This window comes from Kribbella sp. NPDC002412 (assembly GCF_053592935.1).
Window position 1 is genome coordinate 1 of the sequence record NZ_JBSFBL010000027.1, and the last position, 13,115, is coordinate 13,115.

Sequence of the window (13,115 nt, forward strand, 5' to 3'; positions counted from 1 at the left end):
CTCGGAGGTCACGCAGGTTCGCGACTTCGACCGGTCGACGAAGGACCGGCCCGTGATGCTCAGGTTTCACGATCCGAGACGATAAATCAGTAATTGAGACAAACGATCACTTTCGATCATGGCACCGCGGCGGCCGGTTGTGGTCAGAGTGTTGAAACGGCGCCGGTCGGCTGCCTACCGTCCTCGGGGTGCCGAGACGAGCCTGAGGAGCCGCCTGATGCACGCACTGCCGGACGGATGGACGCCTGGTGGTCCACTGAGCGCCACAACGCTGAAGACCGAGTACGCCGTCCGGCCGCTCGGCACGGACGTGAGCCGGCCCCGGCTGAGCTGGATCGCCACCGCCCCTGGGTACGGCGCGACCCAGTCGGCGTACCAGGTCCGCGTCGGCTCCGAGCCCGGCCTCGGCGACGTCTGGGACTCCGGCAAGCTGCCGTCGTCCCGGAGCTTCGGCATCGAGTACGACGGCCCGCCGCTGACACCTCGCACTCGGTACCACTGGACCGTCCGGCTCTGGGACTCCCAAGACCGCGAAGGCACCTGGGCCGAGCCCGAGTGGTTCGAGACCGCGCTCCTCGACGAGGGCTTCGGCGCTGCCCGCTGGATCGGTGGCGCCAACCTGGTCCGGAAGTCGTTCACCGCGGACGGCACGGTCGGACGAGCCCGGCTGTACGCGAGCGGACTCGGGTACGCCGACCTGCGAGTCAACGGCCGACCTGTGAGCGACGCCGTACTCGATCCCGGCTTCACCAACTACGACCACACCGTCCTCTACGTCACCCACGACGTCACCGAACTGGTCCAGTCCGGCGACAACGTGCTCGGCGCCGAGCTCGGCCGTGGATTCTTTGGTCTGACCACGCCCAACGCCTGGCGTTGGCACCAGACGCCCTGGACCGCCGAGCCGCAGCTCCTTGCCCGGCTGGTGATCGAGTACGACGACGGCCGCAGCGTCGAGGTGGTGTCGGACGAATCCTGGCGCGTCACCGCCGGCCCGACCATCTCGGACGACCTCTACACCGGCGAGACGTACGACGCCCGTCGCGCCCTCCCCGGCTGGGACACCGCGGCCTTCGACGACTCCACCTGGTCGGCGGCCACGCTCGTCGATGCTCCGAAGGGCAAGCTCGTCGCTCAGGCCCACGAGCCGATCCGGGTGATCGAGACAGTCGAGCCGGTGGACGTCACCGAGGTCCGGCCCGGGGTGTGGATCGCCGACTTCGGCCGGACCACGGCCGGCTGGACCAAGCTCGCCGTCACCGCCGAGGCCGGCACCGTGATCACCCTGACCCATGGCGAGACGGTTGCCGATGGCAACGTGGTGGCCGTCAACGTGCACGTCGAGGGCGACCGGATCCAGCGCGACGAGTACATCGCGGCCGGCCACGGCGTCGAGGAGTGGGAACCGCGGTTCACCTACAAGGGCTTCCGCTACGTCCAGATCGAAGGCGTGCCGCAACGACCCGACGTGCTGATGCGGGAGGTGCACTCCGACGTGCGGACGGTGACCCGGTTCACCTCGGCACAGTCGTCGTACGAGCAGTTCGACCGGGCGATGCGGCGGACGATCCTGAACAACCTGCACGGCATCCCGACCGACACCCCGTTCATGGAGAAGAACGGGTGGACCGGTGACGCGCAGGTGGGCGGGCCGACGATGCTGGCCTCGCTCGACCTGGCGCGGTTCTTCACCAAGTGGCTGGGCGACATCCGCGACAGCCAGGCCGAGTCCGGGCAGTTGCCGGTGATCGTGCCGTCCAGCGGCTGGGGTTTCACCGACCTGTCCCCCGCGACCGAGTGGCCGACGGTCTACCCGTTCCTGCTCCGCGAGCTGTACCGCTCGTACGGCGACGAGCGGCTGCTGCGCGAGCACTGGGACTCGCTGACCCGCTACCTGTCCTGGGAGCTCGACCGGGTCGAGGACGGCCTGTCCGTCAGCGTGCTCGGCGACTGGCTCCCACCCGGCTTCGGCAGCGGCCCGGCCCCGGAGGACCGGCGGCTCACGGGTACGGCGTACCTCTACCGGGCGGTGATCGCGGCCGCGGAGATCGGCGACCTGATCAGTAAGCCACACGACTACCGCAAGGCCGCGACCGAGCTGAAGGACGGCCTCAACCGCACGTTCCTGGACCGTGAGGCCGCGGTCTACAAGTCAGGTGAGGACCCGGACTACAGGCAGACGTCCAACGCGGTCCCGCTGGCGTTCGGCATCGTGCCGGAGGAGCTGGCCGAGCGAGTCGCCGCCAACCTCGCCGCGGACGTCGAGGCGCGGGGCTTCCACCTCAACACCGGCTGCCTCGGCGTCGGTGTCCTGCTGCCGGTGCTGACGGCGCACGGGTACGGCGAGGCGGCCACGAAGGTCGCGCTGCAGCGGACGTACCCCAGCTGGGGTTACTGGTTCGACCTCGGCGCGGACACGATGTGGGAGAAGTGGGAGGAGGACTCGCGGTCGCGGAACCACTACTTCCAAGGCACCGTCGTGCAGTGGGTGTACGAGAACGTCGCCGGCCTTCGCAACCTCGACGCGGGCTGGCAGCGGATTCTGGTCCGGCCGGACGCGCGCAGCCAGGTCGACTCGGCGGCGATCCACACCGAAACGATCCGCGGCAGGGTGTCGGTGGCCTGGAAGCAGGTGAGCCGGGTGCTGTCACTGGACGTCCAGGTGCCGGTCGGGTCGACGGCCGAGGTCCATGTGCCGTCCGCGTCCGCTTCGGACGTCTCCGCCGTACCGGCTCCGTTCGTGGGTGAGCCGTCGTACGAGGACGGCTACACCGTCTACACGGTGCCGGCCGGGCTGTGGACGTTCACGAGCCGGTCGGCGTGACCTTGGTGTAGAGCAGATCCCGGCAAACCCGGCCCTCGGCCTGGGCGCGCGCCTCGAACTTCGTGATCGGGCGCCACTCGGGTCGCGGGGCCCAGCCGTCGTACTGGTTGCGCAGCAGCGGCTCCGCGTCGCACACCTCGCGCATGCGCTCCGCGTAGTCCGCCCAGTCCGTTGCCAGGTGCAACGTTCCGCCCGGCTGCAGCCGGGACGCGACCAGCGCGACGAACGGCGGGGTGACCAGGCGGCGCTTGTGGTGCCGCTTCTTCGGCCACGGGTCCGGGAAGTAGATCCGGACGCCGGCCAGCGCGCCGGGCGCGACGTGGTCACGGAGGAAGTCCAGCGCGTCACCCTGCAGCAGCCGGACGTTGTCGAGGTCGTACTTCTCCACCCACAGCATCAGTTGGCCCAGACCGGCCGGGTACACCTCGGCGGCCAGGTGGTTCACCTCCGGCGCCGCCACCGCGAGCCGCGCAGTCGCGTCGCCCATCCCGGAGCCGATCTCGAGCACGGTAGGCGCTTCCCGCCCGAACCAGCCGGCCAGGTCGACCGCTCCCGGCGGCAGGTCCTCGAGCTTCCGGCCCAGCGACGGCCAGTGCGTCTCCCAGACACGCTGCTGCCCAACCGTCATCCGGACACTTCGCCGGACGTGGCTGAAAACGCCCGCCTGCCTGACCTGATCCACCGTTTCCACCAGCAGAAGTCTATTAGTCGTCCCAGAACAGATGAGCAACGGTGTTGTGGGCCCGCCGGGTGATCCGGAGGTAGTCGTCGGAGAACCGGCTGGTCTCGCCGGGCGGGTAGCCGCAGATCTGGGCGACCGCGGCGAGGTCGCGGGGATCGCGGGGCAGCGAGTCGCCGGGGCGGGCCCGGACGAGCATGATCGCGTTGCGGATCCGGGTCGCCATCTCCCACGCGATCCGCAGGGTGTCGGCGTCCGTCGCCTGGAACAGGCCGGCCTCGACCGCTGTCCGCAGTGCGCCGAGCGTGCGCGTCGTACGCAGACCGGGGACGTTGCGCGCCTCGCGCAGCTGCAACAGTTGGACGGTCCACTCGATGTCGGCCAGACCGCCGCGGCCGAGCTTGGTGTGGGTGCTCCGGTCAGCGCCCCGCGGCAGCCGTTCGGCGTCGACGCGGGCCTTGATCCGGCGGATCTCCAGTACGTCGCGCTCGCTGACACCGTCTTCCGGGTAACGCAGCGGGTCGATCAGCGCACGGAACGACTCGCACAGGTCGGCGTCTCCGCAGAGCGGATCGGCCCGCAGCAAAGCCTGTGCCTCCCACACCGCGGACCAGCGGGCGTAGTAGGACGCGTACGACGCCAACGTCCGGACCAACGGGCCCTGACGCCCCTCGGGCCGCAGATCCGCGTCGACCTGAACGGCCGGATCGGCACCAGGCAGCGCCAACAGCCGACGCAGCTCGGTGGCGGCCTGGGTGGCGAAGTCGGTCGCGGCCTTCTCGTCGGCACCCGGGACCGGGTCGTGGACGAACATCACGTCCGCATCGCTGCCGTAGCCGAGCTCATGCCCGCCGAAGCGCCCCATCGCGACGATCGACATCCGGGTCGGCTCGGGCTCCCCCTTCGCGATCGCGCGCCGGGCCACCTCGAGCGCGGTGGTCAGCGTCCCGACCGAGATCGTGGTCAGCGCCTCGCCGACCGTCTCGACGTCGAGCAGGCCGGACAGATCGGCCGCGGCGACCCGGAAGAGCTCCCGCCGCCGGACCGCGCGGATCGCCGCCACCGCCGCCTCGGGCTGCTCCTGCCGGCCCGCGGCCGCGGACATCTCGGCCAGCAGACCTTCCTGCGTGCGCGGCACGAGTTCACGTTCGTCGGCGAGCATCGCGGTTGCTTCGGGTGCCCGCTGCAACAAGTCGACGGCGAACCGGCCGCTGGCCAGCAAGTGGGCGAGCCGCTCGGCCGACGCGCCCTCGTCACGCAGCTGACGCAGGTACCACGGCGTCGACCCGAGCGTGTCCGAGATGGTCCGGAACGCGAGCAGGCCGGCGTCCGGATCAGGCGACTCGGCGAACCAGCCGAGCATCGCGGGCAGCAACGCCTTCTGGATCGACGACCGGCGGGACACTCCTTCGGACAGCGCCTCGATGTGCCGCAGCGCCGACGACGGATCGGCGTACCCGAGCGCGGTCAGCCGCTGCTTCGCCGCCTCCGGCGTCAGCCGCACCTCGCCACCGGGGATCCGCGCGACGGCCGCGAGCAGTGGCCGGTAGAACAGCTTCTCGTGCAGGCGCCGTACCTCCAGCGCGTGCTTCTTCCAGGCCGCGGTCAGGTCCTTGACCGGGTTCTTGGTGAAGCCGAGCGACCGGCCGAGCCTGCGCAGGTCGGCTTCCTCGTCCGGGACCTGATGGGTACGGCGAAGCCGGTACAGCTGGATGCGATGCTCCATCGACCGCAGGAAGCGGTAGGCATCCGCGAGTACGGCGCCATCGGTGCGCCCGACGTACCCGTGCGTGGTGAGCTGCTCGAGCGCGACGAGCGTCGTACCGCTGCGCACCGCGTCGTCGCTCCGGCCGTGCACGAGTTGCAGCAGCTGTACGGCGAACTCCACGTCTCGCAGACCGCCGGGCCCGAGCTTGAGCTGGCGATCGACGTCCGCCGCCGGGATGTGGTCGATCACGCGCCGCCGCATCGCCTGCACGTCGTCGACGAACCCCTGCCGATCGGCCGCGGACCACACCAGCTCGGCCGTCTTCTCGGCGTACCGCTGACCGAGCTCCGCGTCACCCGCGACCGGGCGGGCCTTGAGCAGGGCCTGGAACTCCCACGTCTTGGCCCAGCGCTGGTAGTACGCGAGATGGCTCTCGAGGGTGCGGACCAGCGGACCCGACTTGCCTTCGGGACGCAGCGCGGCGTCGACCGGCCAGAGAGTGCCCTCGGCGGTGTGCGCCGAGCAGATCCGCATCGCGGCGGCGGCCAGCTGGGTCGCTGTCTTCAGCGCAGGCGCCTCGGGTTCACCGTCGTGTGGCTCGGCGACGAACAGGACGTCGACGTCGCTGACGTAGTTCAGCTCGCGGCCGCCGCACTTGCCCATGGCAATGATCGCGAGCCGGCACTCGGCGGCGCCCGGGTGCGCGGCGAAGTACTCGTTGCGCGCGATGTGCAGCGCGGTCTCCAGCGCTCCCCCGGCGAGATCGGCCAGTACGGCGGCCACCTCGTCGACGAGCAGCCCTTCGGCCAGATCCCGCGCGGCCAGCCGGAGCAGCAGCCTGCGGTACTCGACTCTCAACGCGTCGACCGGATTCGGTGCGTCGACCGCGGTGGCGAGCCTGGCCCGGACGTCGTCAGCGGACGGCCGGACGCCGGCCAGCGCAGGGTCGGCCAAGTCGTACCAGTGCCGCGGGTGCACGCCGAGATGCCGGCCGAGCGCCTCACTCGCGCCGAGCACCGACAGGAGCCGCCGGCGGAAGTCGTCGTCCACCTCCAACGTGCGGGCGAACGCGGCAACGTCGTACCGGTTGCGATGCAGCGCCTCGGCCAGGCCCAGAAGCCCGTGCAACGCGAGATCCGGGTCGGCGGACTCGGACAGCGCGGTGATCAGCTGCTCGCTGGCCATCGGGCTGGGCGACTCCAGCCGGTCCAACTGCTCCAGCATCACTCCGGCGCGCTGCGGATCCGCAAATCCCAGCCGAACGAGCCGGCCTTCCCACGAGCCCCTGCGCGCCTCAGCCACCCCCGCAGGCTACCCGCCCGCCAACCCGCCCTCCGCCCGCCCTCCGCCCACCCTCCGCCCGCCCTCTTGCCAGCCCGACTTTGTGCACCCACCCGGCATTCCTCGCGGCGGAATATGCTCACGTCGTGCACAAAGTCGGATCTCAGCCGGATCGCGGCCAGATTGCGATGAATACTCGGTGTCGTGTAGCGAATTCGCTCAGTAGTCGGCATGATGGCTGTCCATGGTCATGATGACGGGGTCGCTCGCTGTTCGGGGCACGGTGGTCTGGTTGACGCCCCAGCAGGGTGGGCGAGTGTCGGGTCCGCCTGAGCCGGACTACGACTACGACTACACAGCCACCGCCTACCTCCCACCACGGACGGCGGACGACGGCCAGGCCGGGATCGCGTTACGCGAGTTCGTTCCCGGCGCCTGGCGCACCGCGGCCGAGGGGATTCTCGTGCCCGCGAAGGGGAATCGCGCCCAGCAGGTGATCCCCGGCTGCCTGGTGGTGATCACCGAGGGCACCCGCCCGGTCGGGTTGCTCACGGTCGAGGAGGTGCACGCTCTGGCACCCGACGGCTCGCCGGTCCTTCCGCCGGTCGCGACCGAGTTCACCGTGCCCACACCGCCGGCGCCGATCGAGGCGCCGTACCGGCACTCGACCGCTGCCTCGCGCTGGACCTCGAAGCACGCCTCCGACGACCAACTCGTCGATCTCTGACACAATCTGTTGCATTCTGCCTACTCAGTGTTACCTTCAGAGACATGCGTCGCTGGAAACGGGTTGTCGCAGTCCTACTGGTCGCCGCCGTCGCGCTGATCCTGGAGGGCTGGGCCGCAAGCGCCCAGGCCGCACCGGCGTTGTTCAAGAAATGCACCTACACCCGTACGGCGGACGGCGCCGTCCGGCCGCCGTACTCCTTGGCTCCGCTGCTAGGCGTCGTCAAGGTCACCGTGCAGACCAACCACGGCACGCTGGTCCTGCGCCTCGACCGACGTGACGCCCCCTGCGCCGTCCACAGCTTCACCCACCTGGCGCTGACCCGGTTCTACAACGAGACCCCGTGCCCGCGCCCCACCCGGGCGATCCTCGAGTGCGGCGCGGGCCGGCCTGGCTACACCTTCACCCCGGAACTCACCGGCATGGAGTCCTACCACCGGGGGGTGGTTGCCCTACGCAACGACGACGGGAACGGGAGCGCGTTCTTCTTCGTCCTCGAGGACGGCGACCTCCCGAAGACGTCCACCATCCTCGGTGCCGTCAGCAACGGACTGCACGTCCTCGACCGAATCGCCGCGTCCCCCCAACAACCGGTCCAAATCCTCGGCCTTCTCGTCGGGTGAGGAACGCGGGGTACCTAACAACAGGAGGTCCCCGAGCTCTGCCCGACCGCTCGCACCTGCTTCCCGCCTGAACAGCTCAGCCTCACCACCCACCTCGGCCGCTACCTCCTGTCCGTAGGTACCCATCGAGGAGTGGTGCGCAGGGTTGGACCTACAGAACGGGCAGCAGCTTGTTGAGTTCGAACGGGGTGACCTGCCGCCGGTAGTCCTGCCACTCCGCACGCTTGTTGCGCAGGAAGAAGTCGAACACGTGCTCGCCAAGCGTCTCGGCGACCAGCTCGCTGTCCTCCATCGCGCTGATCGCCTCGGCCAGGCTGCTCGGCAGCGGCTTGATCCCGAGGGCCTTGCGCTCGCGCGACGTCAGCGACCAGACGTCGTCCTCGACCTCGCGCGGCAGCTCGTACCCCTCCTCGATCCCCTTCAGCCCGGCCGCGAGCATCAGCGCGAACGCAAGATAAGGGTTCGCCGCCGAGTCCAGGGACCGGAACTCGACCCGCGAAGACTGCCCCTTGTGCGGCTTGTACATCGGCACGCGGACGAGCGCGGACCGGTTGTTGTGGCCCCAGGAGATGAACGACGGCGCCTCGTCGCCGACGGCGAGCCGCTTGTAGGAGTTGACCCACTGGTTGGTCACCGCGGTGATCTCGGCCGCGTGCTGCAGCAGGCCGGCGATGAAGGCGCGGCCGGTCTTGGACAGCTGGTACTGCGCGCCGCCTTCGAAGAACGCGTTCCGGTCGCCCTCGAACAGCGACATGTGGGTGTGCATCCCGGACCCGGGCTGGTCGCTCAGCGGCTTGGGCATGAACGACGCGTAGATGCCCTGGCTCAGCGCCACCTCCTTCACGACCACCCGGAAGGTCATGATGTTGTCGGCGGTGGTGAGCGCGTCGGCGTACCGCAGGTCGATCTCCTGCTGGCCGGGGCCGCCCTCGTGGTGGCTGAACTCGACCGAGATGCCCATCGACTCGAGCATCGTGATCGCCTCGCGGCGGAAGTCGTTGCCGATGCCCTGCGGGGTGTGGTCGAAGTACCCGGACTGGTCCACCGGCTCCAGCTTCGAGCCCGGCTCACCGGTCAGCGACTTGAACAGGTAGAACTCGATCTCCGGGTGGGTGTAGAAGGTGAACCCGAGGTCGGCCGCCTTCGACAGCGTCCGCTTCAGCACGTACCGTGGGTCGGCGAAGGACGCGGAGCCGTCCGGCATGTTGATGTCGCAGAACATCCGCGCGGTGCCCATGGTCTCGCCGCGCCAGGGCAGGATCTGGAAGGTCGACGGGTCCGGCTTGGCCAGCATGTCCGCCTCGGTGACCCGGGCGAACCCCTCGATCGCGGAGCCGTCGAAGCCGATCCCCTCGGCGAACGCGCCCTCGAGCTCGGCCGGCGCCACCGCCACGGACTTCAGGAACCCGAGCACGTCGGTGAACCAGAGCCGCACGAACCGTACGTCGCGCTCCTCGAGCGCGCGCAGTACGAACTCCTGCTGCTTGTCCATCAGTCCACCTCTCGCCGGGTACTTCAGGGGCTCCTCACACAGTCTGCCCCGCGTCTGTTAAGCAGACGTTACGTGCTGGTGCGGACAACGCGCCGATCAGGGCCTACCGTTTCCCGGGTGCAGACAGTATTTCGCGCCGCACTGATCGTGGCCGCGATCCTCTGCGCCAGCGACCTGATCCTCGGTACGGCGCGTTTCGCCCAGTCGCTGCGCGGCCGGCGACCCGCCGAGCGGGACGTCCTGGGCCGGCGCTGGCTCCCGATCCCGGAGCTCGGGTTCGGCATGTGTGCGTTCTGCTGCACCGGCCTGGTCACGCTCGGCCTGACCCATCACGAGGCCGACAACCTGCCGACTCAGCAGATCCTGCTCGCCGCGCTGGTCTTCGGGTACGCCGGCGCCGTCCTGTCCCGCGTGGTCCGGACTCCCGGCCCGGGCGGCCGCCGGTTCCGGCTACGCGCCGGCCTGCTCCTTGGCCTGCCGGCCCTTTTCGGCCTGGTCTTCGGCCTCTCCGGCGTCGCCGTCTGACGTCTTCCGGTCCCGCCGGCGGCGGAACCAGGGCACGATCCGCTCCATCGGCGCGAACGCCAGCCAGCAGACCACGGTCGGCAGGAAGTGGATCAGCAGGATCGCCGTGTTCGCCGCGTGGAACCCGAGGAAGAACAGCGCCCCGAGCAGCTGCCACCGCCCCTTCAGCCACAGGATCACCGGCGACAGGAACTCCGCGATGATCCCGACCCACTGCATCACGTGCAGCATCCACGGGTGGTGCAGCAACCACTCTCCGACCGGGTGCGGCCGCCGGACGATCGCCCAGGTCAGGACGGCGCTGCCCGGCCAGGTCAGCGCCCACCCGGCACTGCGCAACTTCGCGACAGCCGACAGGAAGTACGTCGCGATCACGCAGATCTGCACGCACCGGACCGCCCAACCGGCCGCCTCCGACCTGGTCTGGTCGCCGTACGACGCGAGGCCGCGGCTGCCGGTCTTGACGGTCGGGAGGACCCAGAGCGCGATCACCAGGGCGAGGTGGTCGTGGTCGACCTTGCCGTCGCTCATCCCGATCAGCACCCACCAGGTGAACGCGGGCGCGACGATACAGCCGGCGATCCGCGGGAAGTAGTTCGTCGCGCCGACCAGGCAGGCCACGATCAGGACGACGTACAGGATGGTGGTGTTCGCGACCGACGGCTTGGGCAGGTCGAAGATCCGGGCCAGCAGCAACGGCTGGTACAGGCCGGGGTGCTCGCCCTTGAGCCGGGTGTCGCGGACGAACGCGTGCATGTCGAGGATGACGAACAGGTAGAGGACCGTCCGCAGCCAGGCCACCCGGGCCACCGCGATCTTCGGCGTGAACCAGTCGATGACCTTCATCGCCGTACCTCCCAGGTCGCCAGCACCTCGGACGTCGGCGGGCCTTCGACCCGGCCCTTGACCAGTTGGGTGGTGTCACGGATCAGCTCGAGCTTCACGTACTTCGGCTCGTCCGGGTGCTTGCGCGCCCACCCGTCCGCGACCTGCTGGAGCAGCGACGGGTCCTTGACGATCTCCCCGGTCCGAGCCTCGATCTCGGCCCGGGCCACGCCGGCGCCCTCGATGTTCAGCGGTACGTCGACCGTCGTGCCGGCGTCGGTCCGGGCGCTGATCCGGGTGTAGGTGATCGACGCGTCGTCGGGCACGGACATCGCATACTGCGACATCGGCCCGAACGGCCACGCGTCGTCCGTCGCCCGGACCGATCCGTTGATCAGCAACCCGATCCCGACCACGGCCACGAGCACTCGCAGCCCCTTGCCGACCCGTCCCAGCCGAACGTCCCCCGCCGGCTCCTGCCCACTCGTCACGCCCGCCATTACACACCACTCCCGGACCGCCCGGCGCGGTTTCACCGGCTCCTATGTAGGGGATTTTCTACAACATGACCGCCCCAGAAAGTTTCCAACGTGCCCGGACTTCCCGACGGACCCTCCTACGCGGCGCTGCCGCCGGAGGCGTGCTGCTCGGTGGCGTCGCCCTCCCGACGACTGCAGCGCAGGCGGCGCCCGCACCGCGCTGCTACACCCGCGCCGAGTGGTCCGCCCGGCCACCCCGGTCCGCCACCCAGGTGATCGGCAAACCCGACCACATCGTCATCCACCACACCGCCAGCGCGAACGTCACCGACTACTCGCTCGCCGCGGCGTACCGGGTCCAGCACTGGATCCAGGACCTGCACATGGACGACAACGGCTGGATCGACATCGGCAACCAGCTCACGATCAGCCGCGGCGGCTACCTGATGGAGGGTCGCAGCAAGTCGCTGTCGTCGATCAACAACGGCCAGAACGTCCTCGGCGCCCAGACCGCCAACCACAACAGCCACACCATCGGTATCGAGCACGAGGGCCTCTACACGAGTGCCGCCGTACCGGTCGCGCTGTTCGACATGTCCGTGCTGACGTGTGCCTGGCTGTGCACGAAGTACAACCTCGATCCGCACGTGGCGATCGTCGGCCACCGCGACTACAACGCGACCCAGTGCCCCGGCAACGTGTTCTACGCCCGGCTGCCCGAGTTGCGCGACCGGGTGGCCGCGGTCCTGGAGGGCTGATAGGTGAACCGCCGGATCAGGATCTCGAACGGTCCGCGGTAGCCGGACTGCCGCATCCGCTCGGCCAGCAGGACGGTCGCCAGCCAGGTCGCGACGGCGAGCAGCGCCGTCGTGGTCGTGCTGAGCGTCCGGGACAGATCGAGCAGGTACGGCGTGAACACGACAGCCCAGACCACGGACTGGGCCAGGTAGCACGTCAGTGAACGTCGACCGACCGCCGCGATCGCCAGGGTGAACCGGCCCTGGCGATCGCCCAACCGCAGTGCGATCAGGACGATCAGAGCGGCGTACCCGAACCCGCCCAGTACGCCGGACGTGTCGTGCAGCGGACCGACGATCGAGAGGGTGGCGTCGCTCGGCCGGTCGATCACCCCGCCGACGACGAACGACACCGGGAGGGCGCCGGCGATCGCGATGGCGATACCGGCGACGGCCGTCGGGCGAAGCAGCGTGAGGTGCTCGGCCGGGCGTTCGAGGATCCGCCGGCGGCCGGCCCACAGGCCGATCAGGAACGGCGCGACGAACCCGATCGGGCCGAGCAGCGCGATGAACGGCTGCACGACGATCCGGTCGGCGAACTGGTCCAGCAGGTTCAGCGGCAGCATCGATCCGTCGGCGGCGTCGGTCGCGGTCGAGAGCGAGTCGTCACTCGGCAGCGACGAGATCACCAGCACGACCGCGGACACGATGAACAGCCAGCGGTCCCTCCAGCGCAGCGCCCAGACGCCGAGGAAGAGGAGGACGCCGTACGCCGCGAGGATGTCGCCGATGTACAGCAGCATCGCGTGCAGGAAACCGAGTACGACCAGCACCAGGCTGCGCCGCCGGAGCAGCTTGCGGATCGGCCGCCACTCCTTCCCGGCCTCGCGCTGGCGGCGGACGATCTGCGCGACGCCGTACCCGAACAGCAGCCCGAACATCGGGAACGCGCGACCGTCGACCAAGGTCGAGATCAGGAACGCCACCACCCGGTCCACCGCCGAGCCGTCGGTCGGGAAGCCGCCGAAGACGGAGGCGCCGTGGACGAAGTAGTGCGAGTTCGCCAGCGCGATGAACAGCAGCATGAAGCCGCGAGCGAGATCGGGCCCCAGCGCCCGCTCGCTCAACCCCGTCGGCCCACCCTGAGCTGTCATGTCTCTCAGTGAATCGGTCACCGAGGTCCGTCACATCCACCGAAAGTCAGCGACGGGTCGA

At 69.6% G+C, this 13,115-nt stretch carries 11 protein-coding genes; 5 read left to right on the top strand and 6 right to left on the bottom strand.

Features of this window, described 5'->3' with window-relative positions:
* Positions 1 to 217 precede the first annotated feature (217 nt).
* Positions 218 to 2,824 (top strand): family 78 glycoside hydrolase catalytic domain, encoded by a 2,607-nt coding sequence (locus ACWCOV_RS21900; protein ID WP_449831135.1) that lies wholly within the window; start codon positions 218 to 220, stop codon positions 2,822 to 2,824.
* On the opposite strand, the gene trmB is transcribed toward ACWCOV_RS21900, so the two are convergent.
* Together trmB and ACWCOV_RS21910 are read right to left on the bottom strand one after the other, a co-directional pair.
* The gene (gene trmB / locus ACWCOV_RS21905; protein ID WP_449831136.1) at positions 2,805 to 3,452 is read right to left on the bottom strand and encodes a tRNA (guanosine(46)-N7)-methyltransferase TrmB; all 648 of its coding nucleotides are present in this window, start codon (positions 3,450 to 3,452) and stop codon (positions 2,805 to 2,807) included. The two genes, ACWCOV_RS21900 and trmB, sit on opposite strands and share 20 nt — an antisense overlap.
* A 76-nt stretch (positions 3,453 to 3,528) precedes the next feature.
* The gene (locus tag ACWCOV_RS21910; RefSeq protein WP_449831137.1) at positions 3,529 to 6,513 is read right to left on the bottom strand and encodes a bifunctional [glutamine synthetase] adenylyltransferase/[glutamine synthetase]-adenylyl-L-tyrosine phosphorylase; all 2,985 of its coding nucleotides are present in this window, start codon (positions 6,511 to 6,513) and stop codon (positions 3,529 to 3,531) included.
* Between the two features lie 295 nt (positions 6,514 to 6,808).
* Here ACWCOV_RS21910 and ACWCOV_RS21915 point away from each other — a divergent pair, with 295 nt between their 5' ends.
* Positions 6,809 to 7,219, top strand: a complete 411-nt coding sequence (locus ACWCOV_RS21915; protein ID WP_449831138.1) for a hypothetical protein — start codon at positions 6,809 to 6,811, stop codon at positions 7,217 to 7,219.
* Positions 7,220 to 7,263: 44 nt separating this feature from the next.
* On the top strand, positions 7,264 to 7,842 hold the full coding sequence (locus ACWCOV_RS21920) for a peptidylprolyl isomerase (RefSeq protein ID WP_449831139.1): 579 nt from the start codon (positions 7,264 to 7,266) through the stop codon (positions 7,840 to 7,842).
* A 151-nt stretch (positions 7,843 to 7,993) separates the two neighbouring features.
* On the opposite strand, the gene glnA is transcribed toward ACWCOV_RS21920, so the two are convergent.
* The gene (gene glnA / locus ACWCOV_RS21925) at positions 7,994 to 9,334 is read right to left on the bottom strand and encodes a type I glutamate--ammonia ligase (protein ID WP_449831140.1); all 1,341 of its coding nucleotides are present in this window, start codon (positions 9,332 to 9,334) and stop codon (positions 7,994 to 7,996) included.
* 117 nt (positions 9,335 to 9,451) lie between these two features.
* Between glnA and ACWCOV_RS21930 the strand changes: the two genes are divergently transcribed.
* On the top strand, positions 9,452 to 9,859 hold the full coding sequence (locus ACWCOV_RS21930; protein WP_449831141.1) for a hypothetical protein: 408 nt from the start codon (positions 9,452 to 9,454) through the stop codon (positions 9,857 to 9,859).
* On the opposite strand, the gene ACWCOV_RS21935 is transcribed toward ACWCOV_RS21930, so the two are convergent.
* Together ACWCOV_RS21935 and ACWCOV_RS21940 are read right to left on the bottom strand one after the other, a co-directional pair.
* The gene (locus ACWCOV_RS21935; RefSeq protein ID WP_449831142.1) at positions 9,785 to 10,705 is read right to left on the bottom strand and encodes a hypothetical protein; all 921 of its coding nucleotides are present in this window, start codon (positions 10,703 to 10,705) and stop codon (positions 9,785 to 9,787) included. The genes ACWCOV_RS21930 and ACWCOV_RS21935 overlap by 75 nt on opposite strands.
* Positions 10,702 to 11,184, bottom strand: a complete 483-nt coding sequence (locus tag ACWCOV_RS21940) for a hypothetical protein (RefSeq protein ID WP_449831143.1) — start codon at positions 11,182 to 11,184, stop codon at positions 10,702 to 10,704. Before ACWCOV_RS21940 ends, ACWCOV_RS21935 begins: the two co-directional genes overlap by 4 nt.
* 140 nt (positions 11,185 to 11,324) lie before the next feature.
* Between ACWCOV_RS21940 and ACWCOV_RS21945 the strand changes: the two genes are divergently transcribed.
* Positions 11,325 to 11,921, top strand: coding sequence for a peptidoglycan recognition protein family protein (locus tag ACWCOV_RS21945; RefSeq protein WP_449831144.1), 597 nt, complete (start codon positions 11,325 to 11,327; stop codon positions 11,919 to 11,921).
* Here ACWCOV_RS21945 and ACWCOV_RS21950 read toward each other — a convergent pair.
* Positions 11,867 to 13,054, bottom strand: coding sequence for a DUF418 domain-containing protein (locus tag ACWCOV_RS21950; RefSeq protein WP_449831145.1), 1,188 nt, complete (start codon positions 13,052 to 13,054; stop codon positions 11,867 to 11,869). The genes ACWCOV_RS21945 and ACWCOV_RS21950 overlap by 55 nt on opposite strands.
* Between the last annotated feature and the right edge of the window lie 61 nt (positions 13,055 to 13,115).